Raw genomic sequence first — 13,025 nt, 5'->3', positions numbered from 1 at the left:
TCGAGGCCTTCCTGAGCCCCCATCGCCTCATACAGCCGAATCAACCCGCACTGCAGCGGTCTTGCGCAAATAGCGCTGGCTCACGATCCGCCAATACACGAGCAAGCCGGCCCCGGCAATCGCGAGACTGGCAGTATTTGCGACCCAGAACCCGCGCGCGCCGGTGAGCCAGGACGGCGTGAGGCCGGTTGTATCGAAGCCGAGCGCATAGCCGCCGCCGAGCCCGACACCCCACAGCGCGACTGCATAGATGACGGTCGGCACGACCGCGACCTTGTAGGCGCGCAGCACGAACGCGGTCGTGATCTGCAAAGCGTCGAACAGGTGGTAGCAGGCGACGATCAGCACCAGTGGCAACGCCTTCGTCGCGACCTGCGCGTTCGTCGTATAGCCGTCGACGATATACGGCCGCAGCACCAGCACGAGCGCGCCATAGCAGCACGCGAGCGCAACCGCCATCGCGATGCCGTGACGCGACAGCGTGCGCGCCGCTTGCGGCCGATGCGCGCCGAGCGCCTGCGCGACCAACGTCGACGACGCGATGCCGATCGACAGCGGCGTCATATACAGCACCGCGCCGATATTGCCGGCGATCTGATGCCCGGCGAGCGTCGTCGTGCCGAAGCGCGCGATGAAGAGCGCCATGAACGTGTACGACGTGACCTCGATCAGATACGACAACCCCATCGGAATACCGAGCCGCAGTTGTGCGGCCTGGCGCTTCCAGACCGGCCAGCAGAATTGCGTGAAGATACCGAGCGCCTTGAAATCGTCGACGCGCGCGAGCAGCAGCATGCCAAGCGCCGCGAGCGCCCAGTTGAGCAGCGTGCTCGCGAGCGCGCAGCCCGGACCGCCCAGCGCCGGCACGCCGAGGCCGCCGAAAATGAACCAGGTATTGAGCGGAATTTTCAGCAGCAGCGCGGCGATCTGGAGGAACATCACGAGCCGCGGTTTGCCGAGCGCGTTGGCAACGGAACTGTAGACCCGGAACGCGAGGCCGGCGGGCAGCCCGAACGCGAGAATCCGCAGATACGCGAGGGTTCGCTCGTGCAGCGCGTCGGGCACGTGCGACAACGACAACAGCGGCCCGGGGAAGAACAGGATCAGAAAGCCGATCACGGTCAGCGCGGCGGCGAGCCACCATGACTGGCGCACCTCTTCGCCGATCTCGCCGTAGCGGCGCGCGCCGTACAGTTGCGCGGCGATCGGCTGCAGCGCGGTCAGGATGCCGGTCAGGCCGATATAGACCGAGACGTAGATCGACGAGCCGAGACCGAGGGCGGCCAGATCGACGGCCGAGTAGCGCCCGACCATCGCCGTATCGATTACGCCGAACGCGATGATGGCCAGTTGGCCGATCAATACGGGCCACGCGAGCGCGGCGATTTTCCGTACGTCGGCGAACATGGTCAGTCGGGCTTTTTGTGCCAGTTGCGGTGCTTGCCGGGCGGCGGCTTCGGACGGTCGATGCGCACGTACAGGCGGAAGCGCTCGTCGCGGTCGGCCGCGCGGCGGCCTTCCCACACGAGCTTCCAGATGTAGTCGGGCAGCGCGCTCGGGTCGCCGTAGTCCTGTGAGTCCTGACGCAGGATCACGTCGCAGTCCTGGTCGAACGAGAAATGCATGTCGCCGAAATACGCGAACGTCGCGATTTGCGCATTGCCGAGGCGCACCGGCGAGATGCAGGTGTAGTCATCGGGCAAGTGGTTGGCGATCTGCTGCGCGACGTCGCGATAAGTCCGGCTGTAGTTGACGACCGGCAGCCACAGCGTCATCAGCAGCACCCACATCAGCGTCGTGCCGGCGCTCGACAGCACCACGCTGCGCCACAACACCTTCGGATGACGCGCGAGACGCCAGCGCACCAGCAGGAACCAGCAGACGGTCACCGCGATCGCGCAGATAAACGACAGAATCTTGAACTGCGGCACGAAGCCGGGCGCGAGCCGCGCGAGATTGCGCGCAAGCGGATGCGGAAAACCGGTCAGACTCGCCACATACACGGCCCACACGAAGCTGCCGAGGATCGTGAAGCTCAGCAGCGCGAACCAGTCGATCGCGTTGATCGCGCCGCGCTTGAGCGTCGGCAGCGCAAAAGTGGCGAGCACCGCGAGCGGCGGCAGCAGCAGCATGTAGAGTCGATTCGATTGGTGGCTTTGCAGCACCACGAGCACGAACAGCGGCCCGATCACCGACAGTGGAATCGCCACGTGCGGCGCGCGCCGCAGGCCCTTCCAGCTGAACCACGACCACAGCGCGAGCGGCCACGCGGGCCATGTGAAGAGCGGCAGGTTTTTCAGCGCATAGGCGGCGACCGAACCGGGTGGGCCCGCGAACGAACTCAGGCTCACGTGCAGCCACTGGTTCAGATACCAGACGGCGTCGTCGGGGAATGCGGCAAGCGCGATGATCGGCCACGATACCGCGAGCACCAGCGCGACGGGCAGACCCGCGAGCAGCAGCCAGCGCGAACGCGTTTCGCGCACGATCAGCGTCATCGCGAGCGTGCCGAGCAGCAGCGCGCCGACCAGCACCGGGCTGCTCGCGAGCGTGACGAGGCCGATCGCGAGGCCCCAGATCAGCGCGCCCTGGATCGGCTTGTCGATCATGCGCACGAGGCCGTAGACGAGCATCGCGATGCAGACGAACTGGACGAGCTGCGGCGTGGTTTCGTGGCCGCGCTCGGCGAGGCCGAAGCACGCGAGCAGGATGAGCAGTGCGCCATCGGCGAGCGTGCGGCCGTAGTCGCGCGGTTCGGGCTCGCCTCCAAACGCGTATTTGAACGGCTGCACTTCGGCGCGCCGGCCGAGCAGATACGCCGCGTACCAGACGAACGCGCAGCCCGCACAGAACAGCAGGCCGGTGAACACGCGCGACGCGTTGCTCGAGTCGACCCAAGGTGCGAGGACGCGGATCGCGCTCGCTCCGAGCCAGTAGCCGAGGGGGCCGTCCTCGGTCAGATATTTGCCGACGAGGTTAGGCAGCAGCCAGTCGTGCGCGCCGCCATTCGCCATCGTCCACATGACGCCGAAGCCAGCCGCGTCCTCGTTCTTCCACGGGTCGCGGCCGAACAGGCCGAACGAGGCGTAGAGGATACAGATGGCCAGCAGCAGCCAGCGCGGCAACGCACTGGTCGCAGAGGCGGTGAGGCGGACGACAGGTCTCATGCGGTGTGTGGAGTCTGGATAAACGATGCAGCCGGAGCGGTCCGGCAAGTCAGGGCGGGAGGGCCCGTTTCGAGCATCCGGCATTGTAGTCGTGCGGTGCGATGCACGTCACGGCCGGTAACGCCCGGCAACGTCGATGGACAACCTGTAACAGGTGTCGTGAAAGCGCGGTGTGCTGGTTACGGGTTATGCCGTCGCGGGTATGCGACCCAGCGGCCGCCCACGCGCAGGCGACAAAAAAGGGCAGCTCGCGCTGCCCTTTCTGTTTGCTCCGTTGCCGGCCGGAAGCCGGCACCGTTGCGGTATTACTTTGCTGCCTTGCCGGAAGCGCGGGCGCCGAACTTCTTGTTGAACTTCTCGACGCGGCCGGCCGTGTCCATGATCTTTTGCTGGCCGGTGTAGAACGGGTGCGATTCCGACGACACTTCGATCTTCGCGAGCGGGTAGGTCTTGCCGTTGAATTCCGCGGTTTCGCGCGTCTGGATGGTCGAGCGCGTCACGAACTTGAAGTCGTTCGACATATCGATGAACAGGACTTCGCGGTAATCCGGGTGAATGCCTTCTTTCATGGTCTTTCCTTTAATCTGGCGGTAGCCAACCCGCGTGCAGTCTTAATTTAGACTGCCTTCAGGCGCGAGCCACTTGCCTACGGTCGAAAAACCGCGATTATGCCAGAAAATCAGTCGCTTGGCGATTTTTCTGCCACTAGATTCTATTGCGGCGCAAGCGGCGCCCGTTTGCAGCGTCTCAAACCGGCGTGAACGTCAATCCGACGCGCGCAGGATCTTGCCGATAGTAGCGCGCGAGCAGCCGGTACAGTTCCGGATACTCCGCCTCGAACGCTTGTGGCTTCACGAACAGCGCCTCGCTGCATACGGCGAAGAATTCCGACGGATGGTCCGCCGCATACGGATCGATCAGCGACTCGCGTTCGAAACGCGTCCAACGTCGCTCGGGCACAGCGTCGACTTTCGCGCAGAAATGATCGTATGCGTGGTCGAACACGTCGGCCCATGCCTGCGCATCGAGCGGCGCGTGCCAGCGGCGCATCAGCGGCGGGTGGCCATCCGCTTCGCCGTTCAGCATGTCGATCTTGTGCGCGAACTCGTGGATCACGACGTTGTATGCGTCGCTGCCGTCGGTCATCTGCGCGTCTTCCCACGACAGCACCACCGGGCCGCCTTCCCACGCCTCGCCACTGGCGTCGTGTTCGATCTCGTGCACGACGCCGTCTTCGTCCTCGACGGTCTTGCGGATCACGAACTCGCCCGGATAGACGATTACGCCAACCCAGCCGCGATACAGATCGAGGCTCAGGTTCAGCACCGGCAGGCACGCCTGCGCGGCGATGCCGACCGTCATCGCATCGGTCAGTTCGAGCTCGTGCGCAGTCGAGAATTCCTTCTGCGCGAGGAAGAGACTCGTCAGCTCGCGTAGCCGTGCGAGATCGGGGGCTTCCAGATGTGTGAGAAAGGGCAGGCCGGCGAGTGTTGCCTGCCATAAGGAATCGTCGATCGCGTAGTCGCGCAGCGCGCGCTCGCGACGCCGTGTGCCCAGCCAGTTCGTGAGTTTCGACAGCATGCTTGAGCCCACCTTCAGTCGATCTGTTTTTACCACGCGGCGAACAGGCCGCCGCAAATCGTGACGCCGATCAGAAAATGGAAGCCGTCGAGCGACGCGAGAAAATTGGCCTACTGCGCGACCGACCGGCTGATCGTCGCGATTCGCGAGCGTCTTCTAGTAGACCGAATTGTACGGATTCACGGACTCCGCGAGGCGACTTTGATGCAGCGCGAGCCGGTGCTGTTCGATGATGATCACCGAGGCGGTCGCGAAGGAGATGGTCAACTGCCACACGATGTTTTTCAACCGGTAGCCGTACGTGAACTCTTCGATCGCGAAGATGCGGAAAGTCAGATTCGCGATCAGCTGCGCGATGAACAGCAACACGAGCGCATAGGCGCTCGACGCCCACGCGAGCTCGTCCGGCGGTGCATTGACGCCACCCGCGATATAGCTGGCCAAAAAAAACCGCTCGCAATCTGCGAGCGGTTTTTCATGCTGTGCAGTTGCCGGCCGCTACGGCCGGCACGAACGTCGCGCGTTAGCTGCCGCCACCACGACGCATCATGTCGAAGAACTCGGAGTTGCTCTTCGTCTGGCGGATCTTGTCGAGCAGGAATTCCATCGACTCGACTTCGTCCATGTCGTGAATGAACTTGCGCAGTACCCAGATCTTCTGCAGCACTTCGGGCTTGATCAGCAACTCTTCGCGGCGCGTGCCCGACTTGTTCAGGTTGATCGACGGGTAGACGCGCTTCTCGGCGAGACGGCGCTCGAGGTGCACTTCCATGTTGCCGGTGCCCTTGAACTCTTCGTAGATCACGTCGTCCATGCGGCTGCCGGTTTCGATCAGCGCCGTGCCGATGATGGTCAGCGATCCGCCTTCCTCGATGTTGCGCGCCGCGCCGAAGAAGCGCTTGGGACGCTGCAGCGCGTTCGCGTCGACACCACCCGTGAGCACCTTGCCGGAGGCCGGTACCACCGTGTTGTAAGCGCGCGCGAGACGGGTGATCGAGTCGAGCAGAATCACGACGTCGTTCTTCATTTCGACGAGGCGCTTGGCCTTCTCGATCACCATTTCGGCGACCTGCACGTGACGCGCGGCGGGTTCGTCGAACGTGGAGGCGATCACTTCGCCTGCCACCGAACGCTGCATTTCCGTCACTTCTTCCGGGCGCTCGTCGATCAGCAGCACGAACAGCACGACGTCGGGATGGTTCTGTTTGATTGCGTGCGCAATGTGCTGAAGCATCACCGTTTTGCCCGACTTCGGCGAGGCGACGAGCAGGCCGCGCTGGCCCTTGCCGATCGGCGCGATCATGTCGATGATGCGGCCCGTCACGTTCTCTTCGCCACGCATTTCACGTTCGAGCAGCAGCACCTTGTTCGGGTGCAGCGGCGTCAGGTTTTCGAACATGATCTTGTGCTTCGAGGCCTCCGGCGGCTGGCCGTTGACCTTGTCGACCTTCACCAGCGCGAAATAGCGCTCGCCGTCTTTCGGCGTGCGCACTTCGCCTTCGATCGTGTCGCCCGTATGCAGATTGAAGCGGCGGATTTGCGACGGGCTGATGTAGATATCATCCGTGCTGGCGAGGTAGGAGGTTTCCGGCGAACGCAAGAAGCCGAAACCGTCCGGCAACACTTCGAGGGTGCCGTCGCCGAAGATCGTGTCGCCCGCTTTGGCTCGTTTTTTTAGAATGGCGAACATCAATTCCTGCTTGCGCAGGCGGTTCGCGCTTTCGATCTCGAGGCCATTGGCCATCTCGATCAATTGGGACACGTGCAGAGTCTTAAGCTCGGATAAATGCATACGGAGAACCCGCAGGAGAAGGTGCGACGAAATGAAATCTGGGAGGAGGGTGAGCGGAACCGCTCAAAGACTTACACGTCTTTTCGACGTTTTCTGGATTCTAGCATAGCACACGCCAATTTCCGCCAGTGCGGCGGAGTGGCATCTTTGTCGTAAAGCGTGTTGCCGGTTGACAACACGCTTGACCGGCGGGCGCGGTGGTTTGCATCCACCGATGCGCCCGATTCTCAACTGCTCGCGGCGCGCGATCAACCCGCGAGCGCCGCGACGTGCTTCTGTATGTCTTACAGGTTGCCGTCGAGGAACGCGGTGAGTTGCGACTTCGACAGAGCGCCGACCTTCTGAGCGGCGACGGCGCCATTTTTGAACAGGATCAGCGTGGGGATGCCGCGCACGCCGAACTTGACCGGCGTGGACTGATGCTCGTCGACATTGATCTTCGCGACTTGCAGACGATCGGCGTAGTCCTTCGCGACTTCGTCGAGGATCGGCGCGATCATCTTGCAGGGACCGCACCATTCGGCCCAGAAATCGAGCAGCACGGGTTTATCGGATTTCACGACGTCCTGTTCGAACGATGCGTCGCTAATATGCTTAATTTGTTCGCTCATTTATGAATACCTCTGTCGGTTCGAGGCCCGCCTGAATTGCTCGCCACGATACGTCAAAAACCGGGAAAATTTCCGTTCGCTTTGCCGCATCCGGAGACCCGCCGCGCATGCCTGTGAAAATCAGAAAAACCGTCTGAAAAAATGCCGGATTTTCACGGAATGCGCGGAAAGAGTCGCGTATGCGGGTCTTTCAACTGGCAGTGTAGCTTAATTCGCTATGCGTTGCCGATGGCGATAGTACTCATTAGGTCAGTGGGGCTAATAGGTCGCCGCCGCGGCGTCGGCCGGTGTCTGCGGCACACGGATACCGCGTTGCAGTCTAAATGGTGGCGGGCCCGGCGAACTCAAGTGCCTTGCGTGGCGGGTGTCGTCGCGGCGGCTGCGATGACGTCGGGCGGCGTGCAGCAAGCGGACGTTAACAGTATGAAGCGGTTCGAAGCGGAGCGTCGTTCGCGTTTTGCGCATATCAACAGTCGCACAATGCGCGCGGCAATGATAGAATCTTTCGTGACGGGCCTCCTCGCATGGAGGGATGGTCAACCTGGTCAGGTCGGGAACGAAGCAGCCACAGCCGTTTTCCACCAGTGCCGAGGGTCGGGCTCGTCACCTTCCTTTGCTTCTTTCTCCGCGGCCGTTTTCACGGATTCTCCGCAGGCTGTCCTTCATAGTATTCCCCGCTTCAATATTGATCGTTCGCCGTGTTCGGACTGAGCATCGTCGTGGCCGTGTCGCGCGTTTGCGCGTCTTGCCGAATCGGTTTTGCGCGCCATTGTTACTGATACAATTTCCGGATGACCTATCAAGTTCTCGCACGCAAATGGCGGCCGAAGGATTTCGCTTCGCTCGTCGGACAGGAGCACGTGGTGCGCGCGCTCACCCATGCGCTCGACGGCGGCCGTCTGCACCATGCCTATTTGTTTACAGGTACGCGCGGCGTCGGCAAGACCACGCTGTCGCGCATCTTCGCGAAGGCACTCAATTGCGAGACCGGCGTGACGTCGACGCCGTGCGGCGTGTGCCGTGCGTGTCGCGAGATCGATGAAGGGCGCTTCGTCGATTACGTCGAGATGGACGCGGCGAGCAATCGCGGCGTCGATGAAATGGCCGCGCTGCTCGAGCGCGCGGTGTATGCGCCCGTCGATGCGCGCTTCAAGGTCTACATGATCGACGAAGTGCACATGCTGACGAACCACGCGTTCAACGCGATGCTGAAGACGCTCGAAGAGCCGCCGCCGCACGTCAAGTTCATCCTCGCGACCACCGACCCGCAGAAGATTCCTGTCACCGTGCTGTCGCGCTGCCTGCAGTTCAATCTGAAGCAGATGCCGGCCGGCCATATCGTGTCGCATCTCGAACGCATTCTCGGCGAAGAAAACGTGCCTCACGAGGCGCAGGCGTTGCGCCTGCTCGCGCGCGCGGCCGACGGTTCGATGCGCGACGCGCTATCGCTGACTGATCAGGCGATAGCCTATTCGGCGAACCAGGTCAGCGAAGACGCGGTGCGCGGCATGCTCGGCGCGCTCGACCAAAGCTATCTGATCCGCCTGCTCGACGCGCTCGCGCAGGGCGACGGCGCGGCGGTGCTCGCGGTCGCCGATGAAATGGCCTTGCGCAGTCTGTCGTTTTCGACGGCGCTGCAGGATCTGGCGAGCCTGCTGCATCGGATCGCGTGGGCGCAGTTCGCGCCTTCGTCGGTGCTCGACGAATGGCCGGAGGCGGCCGAGTTGCGCCGCTTCGCCGACAGCTTGAGCGCCGAGCAGGTGCAACTGTTCTATCAGATCGCAACGATCGGCCGAAGCGAGCTGGGCCTCGCGCCCGACGAATACGCTGGCTTCACGATGACGCTGCTGCGCATGCTCGCGTTCGAGCCGGCGCCAACAGCCGGCGGAGGTGGGGCGGCGGGAGCCGCTGGCGCGCAGACCGGTGCGGCCGGCGCCGGTGCGAAGCGTTCTGGTGCACCGACGGTTGCCGCGCTGCGCGCGCTGTCGCCTTCGTCCGCGACGGCCATGGCGGCCGCTGCGCCGACTCGCGGACCTCAGGTGGGCGTCGCCGGCGAGGAACCGGGCGATGCGATGAAATCGACCGCGCCGGTCGCAAAGCCGATCGCGAAGCCCGCAGCCGACACCGCGCAAGCTGAAGCAGCGCGCGTGACAGACGCACCGGCTATGTCGGCACGTCCGCTGGCACCTTGGGAAGACTCGCCCCCGAATGATGGCGCCGCGATCGTCGGTTCGACTGCGCCGGTCTCGAACCAAGCTTCTGACCTCGCACCTGCGTCCGCGCCGAGCGCGCTGGCCCGCGCGGAAGAGGCCACGGCACCGGAGCCGGAAGCGCGCCAGGAATTGGCTGCACCCGCTTCAACGCCGGCACCGGCGGCCTCGGCCGACTCCGCGCCGCGTCGCGCGGGCGGCGCGAGCGCCGCGCTCGACGTGCTGCGCAACGCCGGCATGAAAGTATCGTCCGACCGTGGCCGCCCCAACACGCCCGCGGCCGCGAAGCCGGCCGCGCCGGTCGCCCCGAAACCCGCCGCGCCGCGCGTGGTCGCGCCGGTGCCGACCCCCGGCGCGCCACGCCGCGCGTCGCAAGACAGCGCCGCGCAGGCTGGGCCCATCCGAGACGCCCACACCGGCGCAAGCGGCAACGCGCAACAGACCAGCCCGTCAAGCCCACCTTGGGACGACATGCCGCCCGACGACTACATGCCGCTGTCGGCCGCGGACGACGCGTACTTCATTCCGCCAGACGACAACTTCGTGCCGGTGTTCGACCACGGCCCCGACGACGTCCGCATGGGCGGCCCGGCCGCGCAGGCCGCCGCACCGGCGCCGGTCGTCGACACACGCCCGCTGCCGCCCGCGGTGCCGCTCGATCCGCTCGGTTTCACCGGCGACTGGCCCGCGCTCGCGGTCGATCTGCCGCTGAAGGGCATCTCGTATCAGCTTGCGTTCAACAGCGAACTGATGGCGCTCGAAGGCAGCACGCTGAAGCTCAACGTGCCGGTGCCGCAATACGCGGAAGCGTCGCAGGTCGCTAAACTGAAAGCAGCGCTCGTCGAGCGGCTCGGCCAGAACGTCGACGTGCAGGTCGAAGTCGGCCCGGCGCGCCGTACCGCTGCAGCGCACGACGCGAAGCTGCGCGCGCAGCGCCAGCAGGAGGCCGAGCGCGAAATCAGCGCCGATCCGTTCGTGCAGTCGCTGATTCGCGAATTCGGCGCGAGCATCGTGCCGGGCTCGATCCGCCCGATTAACCCGGACGCCGCTCCGAACGGCGCGGCGCCGGCCCACTGATCCATCGTTCGCGGCGTCGTCGCAGCGCGGCGCCGGAATGCCAGCTTTCACGCTATCTAGAAGGAGCACGTCCATGATGAAAGGCCAACTCGCCGGGCTGATGAAGCAAGCCCAGCAGATGCAGGAAAACATGAAGAAGATGCAGGAGCAACTCGCGCAGATCGAAGTCGAGGGGCAGTCGGGTGCCGGTCTCGTCAAGGTGACGATGACCTGCAAGAACGACGTGCGCCGTGTGTCGATCGACCCGAGCCTGCTCGCGGACGACAAGGACATGCTGGAAGACCTCGTCGCCGCCGCGTTCAACGACGCCGTGCGCAAGGCCGAGGCGACCGCGCAGGAAAAGATGGGCGGCATGACCGCCGGCCTGCCGCTGCCGCCGGGCTTCAAGCTGCCGTTCTGAACCTGCCCTGATTGAGACCGGGCTGAGCGGTTGAGCGCCGCGGCGGTTCATTGCCGCGGTGCGAAAGTGCGCCCGGGTCCGAGCACCACCCCGCATCCCGATTCGCCCACCCGAGCACCACCCACGTCGACGCCGATCCGCATGAAACAACCTTCCGCCCTGTCGGCGCTCGTCGAAGCGCTGCGCGCGCTGCCCGGTGTCGGGCCGAAGTCCGCGCAACGCATGGCGTATCACCTGATGCAGCACGATCGCGAAGGCGCCGAAAAGCTCGGCCGCTCGCTGTTGTTCGCGACCGAGCATCTGCGTCACTGCGAAAAGTGCAACACGTTTACCGAAGCGCAGATCTGCGAGGTCTGCCTCGATGAGGAGCGCGATCCGTCGCTGCTGTGCGTCGTCGAAACGCCGGCCGACCAGATCATGCTCGAACAGACGATGACCTATCGCGGCCTCTATTTCGTGCTGATGGGGCGGTTGAGTCCGCTCGACGGCATCGGCCCGAAGGAGATCCATTTCGACCGGCTCGTGAAGCGCGCGTCGGATGGCGTCGTCAAGGAAGTCGTGCTGGCCACCAATTTCACCAACGAAGGCGAGGCCACCGCGCATTACCTCGGACAGACACTGAAGGCGCGCGGCCTTGCCGTCACGCGTCTCGCGCGCGGCGTGCCGGTGGGCGGCGAACTCGAATATGTCGACGCGGGCACGATCGCGCGCGCGATGCTCGACCGTCGTTCGATGTAGCCATGCGGCTTGCGTTGGCCGGCGTGGTACCCGTGAAGACACGCGTCGTCGCGAGACGTGCAGACAGTGCGCACGGCGATACAAAATAATGCAACCCACTTGCAGGGGATCAGAGTAAGCGCTGTGCACCAACTCTGGCCGACAAAGGAGACTCATGAGCGCCACCCCCGATTCAGGCGCGAGCACCGCACCGCATGACGCACGCGGTCCGCTCGCCGGCGTCAAGGTGCTGGAACTCGGCACGCTGATCGCCGGGCCGTTCGCTGCGCGTTTTCTCGGCGAATTCGGCGCCGACGTCATCAAGATCGAAGACCCCAAAGGCGGCGACCCGCTGCGCAAATGGCGCAAGCTGTATCCGGAAGTGGGCGGTACGTCGCTGTGGTGGGCCGTGCAGGCGCGCAACAAGAAGTCCGTCACGATCAACCTGAAAGCCGAAGAGGGCAAAGAAATCGTGCGGCGGCTCGCGAAAGAGGCCGATATCGTCGTCGAGAATTTCCGGCCGGGGCTGCTCGAAAAACTCGGGCTTGGCTACGACGTGCTGTCCGCCGAGAACCCCGGTCTGGTAATGGTGCGTCTGTCGGGCTACGGCCAGACGGGTCCGTATCGCGACCGGCCCGGCTTCGGTGCGATCGCCGAATCGATGGGCGGTCTGCGCCATATCACCGGCTATCCGGATCTGCCGCCGCCGCGCATCGGCATTTCGATCGGCGATTCGATCGCCGCGCTGCACGGCGTGATCGGCGCGCTGATGGCGCTGCATCACAAGCAGGTGAACGGCGGCAGGGGGCAGGTCGTCGACGTCGCGCTGTACGAGGCCGTCTTCAACATGATGGAAAGCGTGGTGCCTGAATACGGCGTCTACGGGATGGTGCGCGAGCGTACCGGCGCGTCGCTGCCGGGCATCGTGCCGTCCAATACTTATCCGTGCAGCGACGGCAGCATCGTGATCGGCGGCAATAGCGATCCGATCTTCAAGCGGCTGATGATCGCGATCGAACGCGACGATCTCGCGAACGATCCGGCGCTCGCGCATAACGACGGCCGCGTGCCGCGCACCCAGGAAATCGACGCCGCGATCGCCGCGTGGCTGTCCACGCGCACGATCGACGAAGCGCTCGCGGTGCTGAACGCGGCGGATGTACCGGTGGGCCGCATCTACAGCGTCGCCGATATGTTCACCGATCCGCAGTTCATCGCGCGGCAGATGATCCAGCGTTTCAAGTGGCAGGACGGCAAGGAAATCACGCTGCCCACGGTCACGCCGAAGCTGTCGGCGACGCCCGGCGAGACGCGCTGGCTAGGGCCGGAACTGGGTGAACATACCGATGAAGTCCTTCAATCACTGGGTTATGATGCTGATGGCATCGCGCGGTTGCGGGCGCAACAGATCGTCTGATGCGCACAGTGCAACGCATTGAGAAGAGCGCTTAAAGCGCGGCGCTGACGCAC

10 protein-coding genes, 1 other RNA gene and 1 pseudogene are annotated in these 13,025 nt (G+C 64.2%); 5 read left to right on the top strand and 7 right to left on the bottom strand.

Annotated elements, in window-relative coordinates; genetic code table 11:
• Positions 1-27 precede the first annotated feature (27 nt).
• The 7 genes and pseudogenes from AB3X94_RS16945 to trxA all read right to left on the bottom strand — a co-directional run bounded on the left by AB3X94_RS16945 (position 28) and on the right by trxA (position 7,151).
• Positions 28-1,407 carry an MATE family efflux transporter gene (locus AB3X94_RS16945; protein WP_176108657.1) on the bottom strand — a complete coding sequence of 460 codons (1,380 nt, stop codon included), beginning with the start codon at positions 1,405-1,407 and terminating at the stop codon, positions 28-30.
• Positions 1,408-1,409: 2 nt separating this feature from the next.
• On the bottom strand, positions 1,410-3,167 hold the full coding sequence (locus AB3X94_RS16940) for a glycosyltransferase family 39 protein (RefSeq protein ID WP_176377868.1): 1,758 nt from the start codon (positions 3,165-3,167) through the stop codon (positions 1,410-1,412).
• Between the two features lie 305 nt (positions 3,168-3,472).
• A complete protein-coding gene (locus AB3X94_RS16935; RefSeq protein WP_012400355.1) occupies positions 3,473-3,736 on the bottom strand; it encodes a type B 50S ribosomal protein L31 in 264 nt (87 codons plus the stop codon).
• A 178-nt stretch (positions 3,737-3,914) separates the two neighbouring features.
• A complete protein-coding gene (locus tag AB3X94_RS16930) occupies positions 3,915-4,748 on the bottom strand; it encodes a zinc-dependent peptidase (RefSeq protein WP_176108655.1) in 834 nt (277 codons plus the stop codon).
• Positions 4,749-4,777: 29 nt separating this feature from the next.
• Positions 4,778-5,120, bottom strand: a pseudogene (locus tag AB3X94_RS16925) (MFS transporter); the annotation flags it as partial.
• A 151-nt stretch (positions 5,121-5,271) separates the two neighbouring features.
• On the bottom strand, positions 5,272-6,540 hold the full coding sequence (rho, locus tag AB3X94_RS16920) for a transcription termination factor Rho (protein ID WP_008921615.1): 1,269 nt from the start codon (positions 6,538-6,540) through the stop codon (positions 5,272-5,274).
• 284 nt (positions 6,541-6,824) lie between these two features.
• Positions 6,825-7,151 (bottom strand): thioredoxin TrxA, encoded by a 327-nt coding sequence (gene trxA, locus AB3X94_RS16915; protein WP_013089343.1) that lies wholly within the window; start codon positions 7,149-7,151, stop codon positions 6,825-6,827.
• Between the two features lie 509 nt (positions 7,152-7,660).
• On the opposite strand from trxA, the gene ffs reads away from it, so the two are divergent.
• The 5 genes from ffs (at position 7,661) to AB3X94_RS16890 (ending at position 12,972) form a co-directional block, all read left to right on the top strand.
• Positions 7,661-7,759, top strand: an RNA gene (gene ffs, locus AB3X94_RS16910) — signal recognition particle sRNA small type.
• A 183-nt stretch (positions 7,760-7,942) separates the two neighbouring features.
• Complete coding sequence (locus AB3X94_RS16905; protein WP_368612137.1) at positions 7,943-10,438, top strand: DNA polymerase III subunit gamma/tau; 2,496 nt, start codon at positions 7,943-7,945, stop codon at positions 10,436-10,438.
• 73 nt (positions 10,439-10,511) lie between these two features.
• On the top strand, positions 10,512-10,838 hold the full coding sequence (locus AB3X94_RS16900; RefSeq protein ID WP_008923976.1) for a YbaB/EbfC family nucleoid-associated protein: 327 nt from the start codon (positions 10,512-10,514) through the stop codon (positions 10,836-10,838).
• A gap of 141 nt (positions 10,839-10,979) precedes the next feature.
• Positions 10,980-11,576 (top strand): recombination mediator RecR, encoded by a 597-nt coding sequence (gene recR, locus AB3X94_RS16895; protein ID WP_018418135.1) that lies wholly within the window; start codon positions 10,980-10,982, stop codon positions 11,574-11,576.
• Positions 11,577-11,730: 154 nt separating this feature from the next.
• The gene (locus AB3X94_RS16890; protein ID WP_176119892.1) at positions 11,731-12,972 is read left to right on the top strand and encodes a CaiB/BaiF CoA-transferase family protein; all 1,242 of its coding nucleotides are present in this window, start codon (positions 11,731-11,733) and stop codon (positions 12,970-12,972) included.
• Positions 12,973-13,025 lie beyond the last annotated feature (53 nt).

Source organism: Paraburkholderia sp. BR10923, assembly GCF_040948765.1.
Lineage (GTDB): Bacteria > Pseudomonadota > Gammaproteobacteria > Burkholderiales > Burkholderiaceae > Paraburkholderia > Paraburkholderia youngii.
This window is presented reverse-complemented; position numbering and strand designations above follow the sequence as displayed.

Excerpts from the sequence above, each read along its gene's own strand:
- AB3X94_RS16940 (WP_176377868.1), bottom strand. The coding sequence starts at position 3,167 with ATGAGACCTGTCGTCCGCCTCACCGCCTCTGCGACCAGTGCGTTGCCG.
- AB3X94_RS16905 (WP_368612137.1), top strand. The coding sequence starts at position 7,943 with ATGACCTATCAAGTTCTCGCACGCAAATGGCGGCCGAAGGATTTCGCT.
- AB3X94_RS16930 (WP_176108655.1), bottom strand. The coding sequence starts at position 4,748 with ATGCTGTCGAAACTCACGAACTGGCTGGGCACACGGCGTCGCGAGCGC.
- AB3X94_RS16935 (WP_012400355.1), bottom strand. The coding sequence starts at position 3,736 with ATGAAAGAAGGCATTCACCCGGATTACCGCGAAGTCCTGTTCATCGAT.
- AB3X94_RS16900 (WP_008923976.1), top strand. The coding sequence starts at position 10,512 with ATGATGAAAGGCCAACTCGCCGGGCTGATGAAGCAAGCCCAGCAGATG.
- trxA (WP_013089343.1), bottom strand. The coding sequence starts at position 7,151 with ATGAGCGAACAAATTAAGCATATTAGCGACGCATCGTTCGAACAGGAC.
- rho (WP_008921615.1), bottom strand. The coding sequence starts at position 6,540 with ATGCATTTATCCGAGCTTAAGACTCTGCACGTGTCCCAATTGATCGAG.
- AB3X94_RS16945 (WP_176108657.1), bottom strand. The coding sequence starts at position 1,407 with ATGTTCGCCGACGTACGGAAAATCGCCGCGCTCGCGTGGCCCGTATTG.
- AB3X94_RS16890 (WP_176119892.1), top strand. The coding sequence starts at position 11,731 with ATGAGCGCCACCCCCGATTCAGGCGCGAGCACCGCACCGCATGACGCA.
- recR (WP_018418135.1), top strand. The coding sequence starts at position 10,980 with ATGAAACAACCTTCCGCCCTGTCGGCGCTCGTCGAAGCGCTGCGCGCG.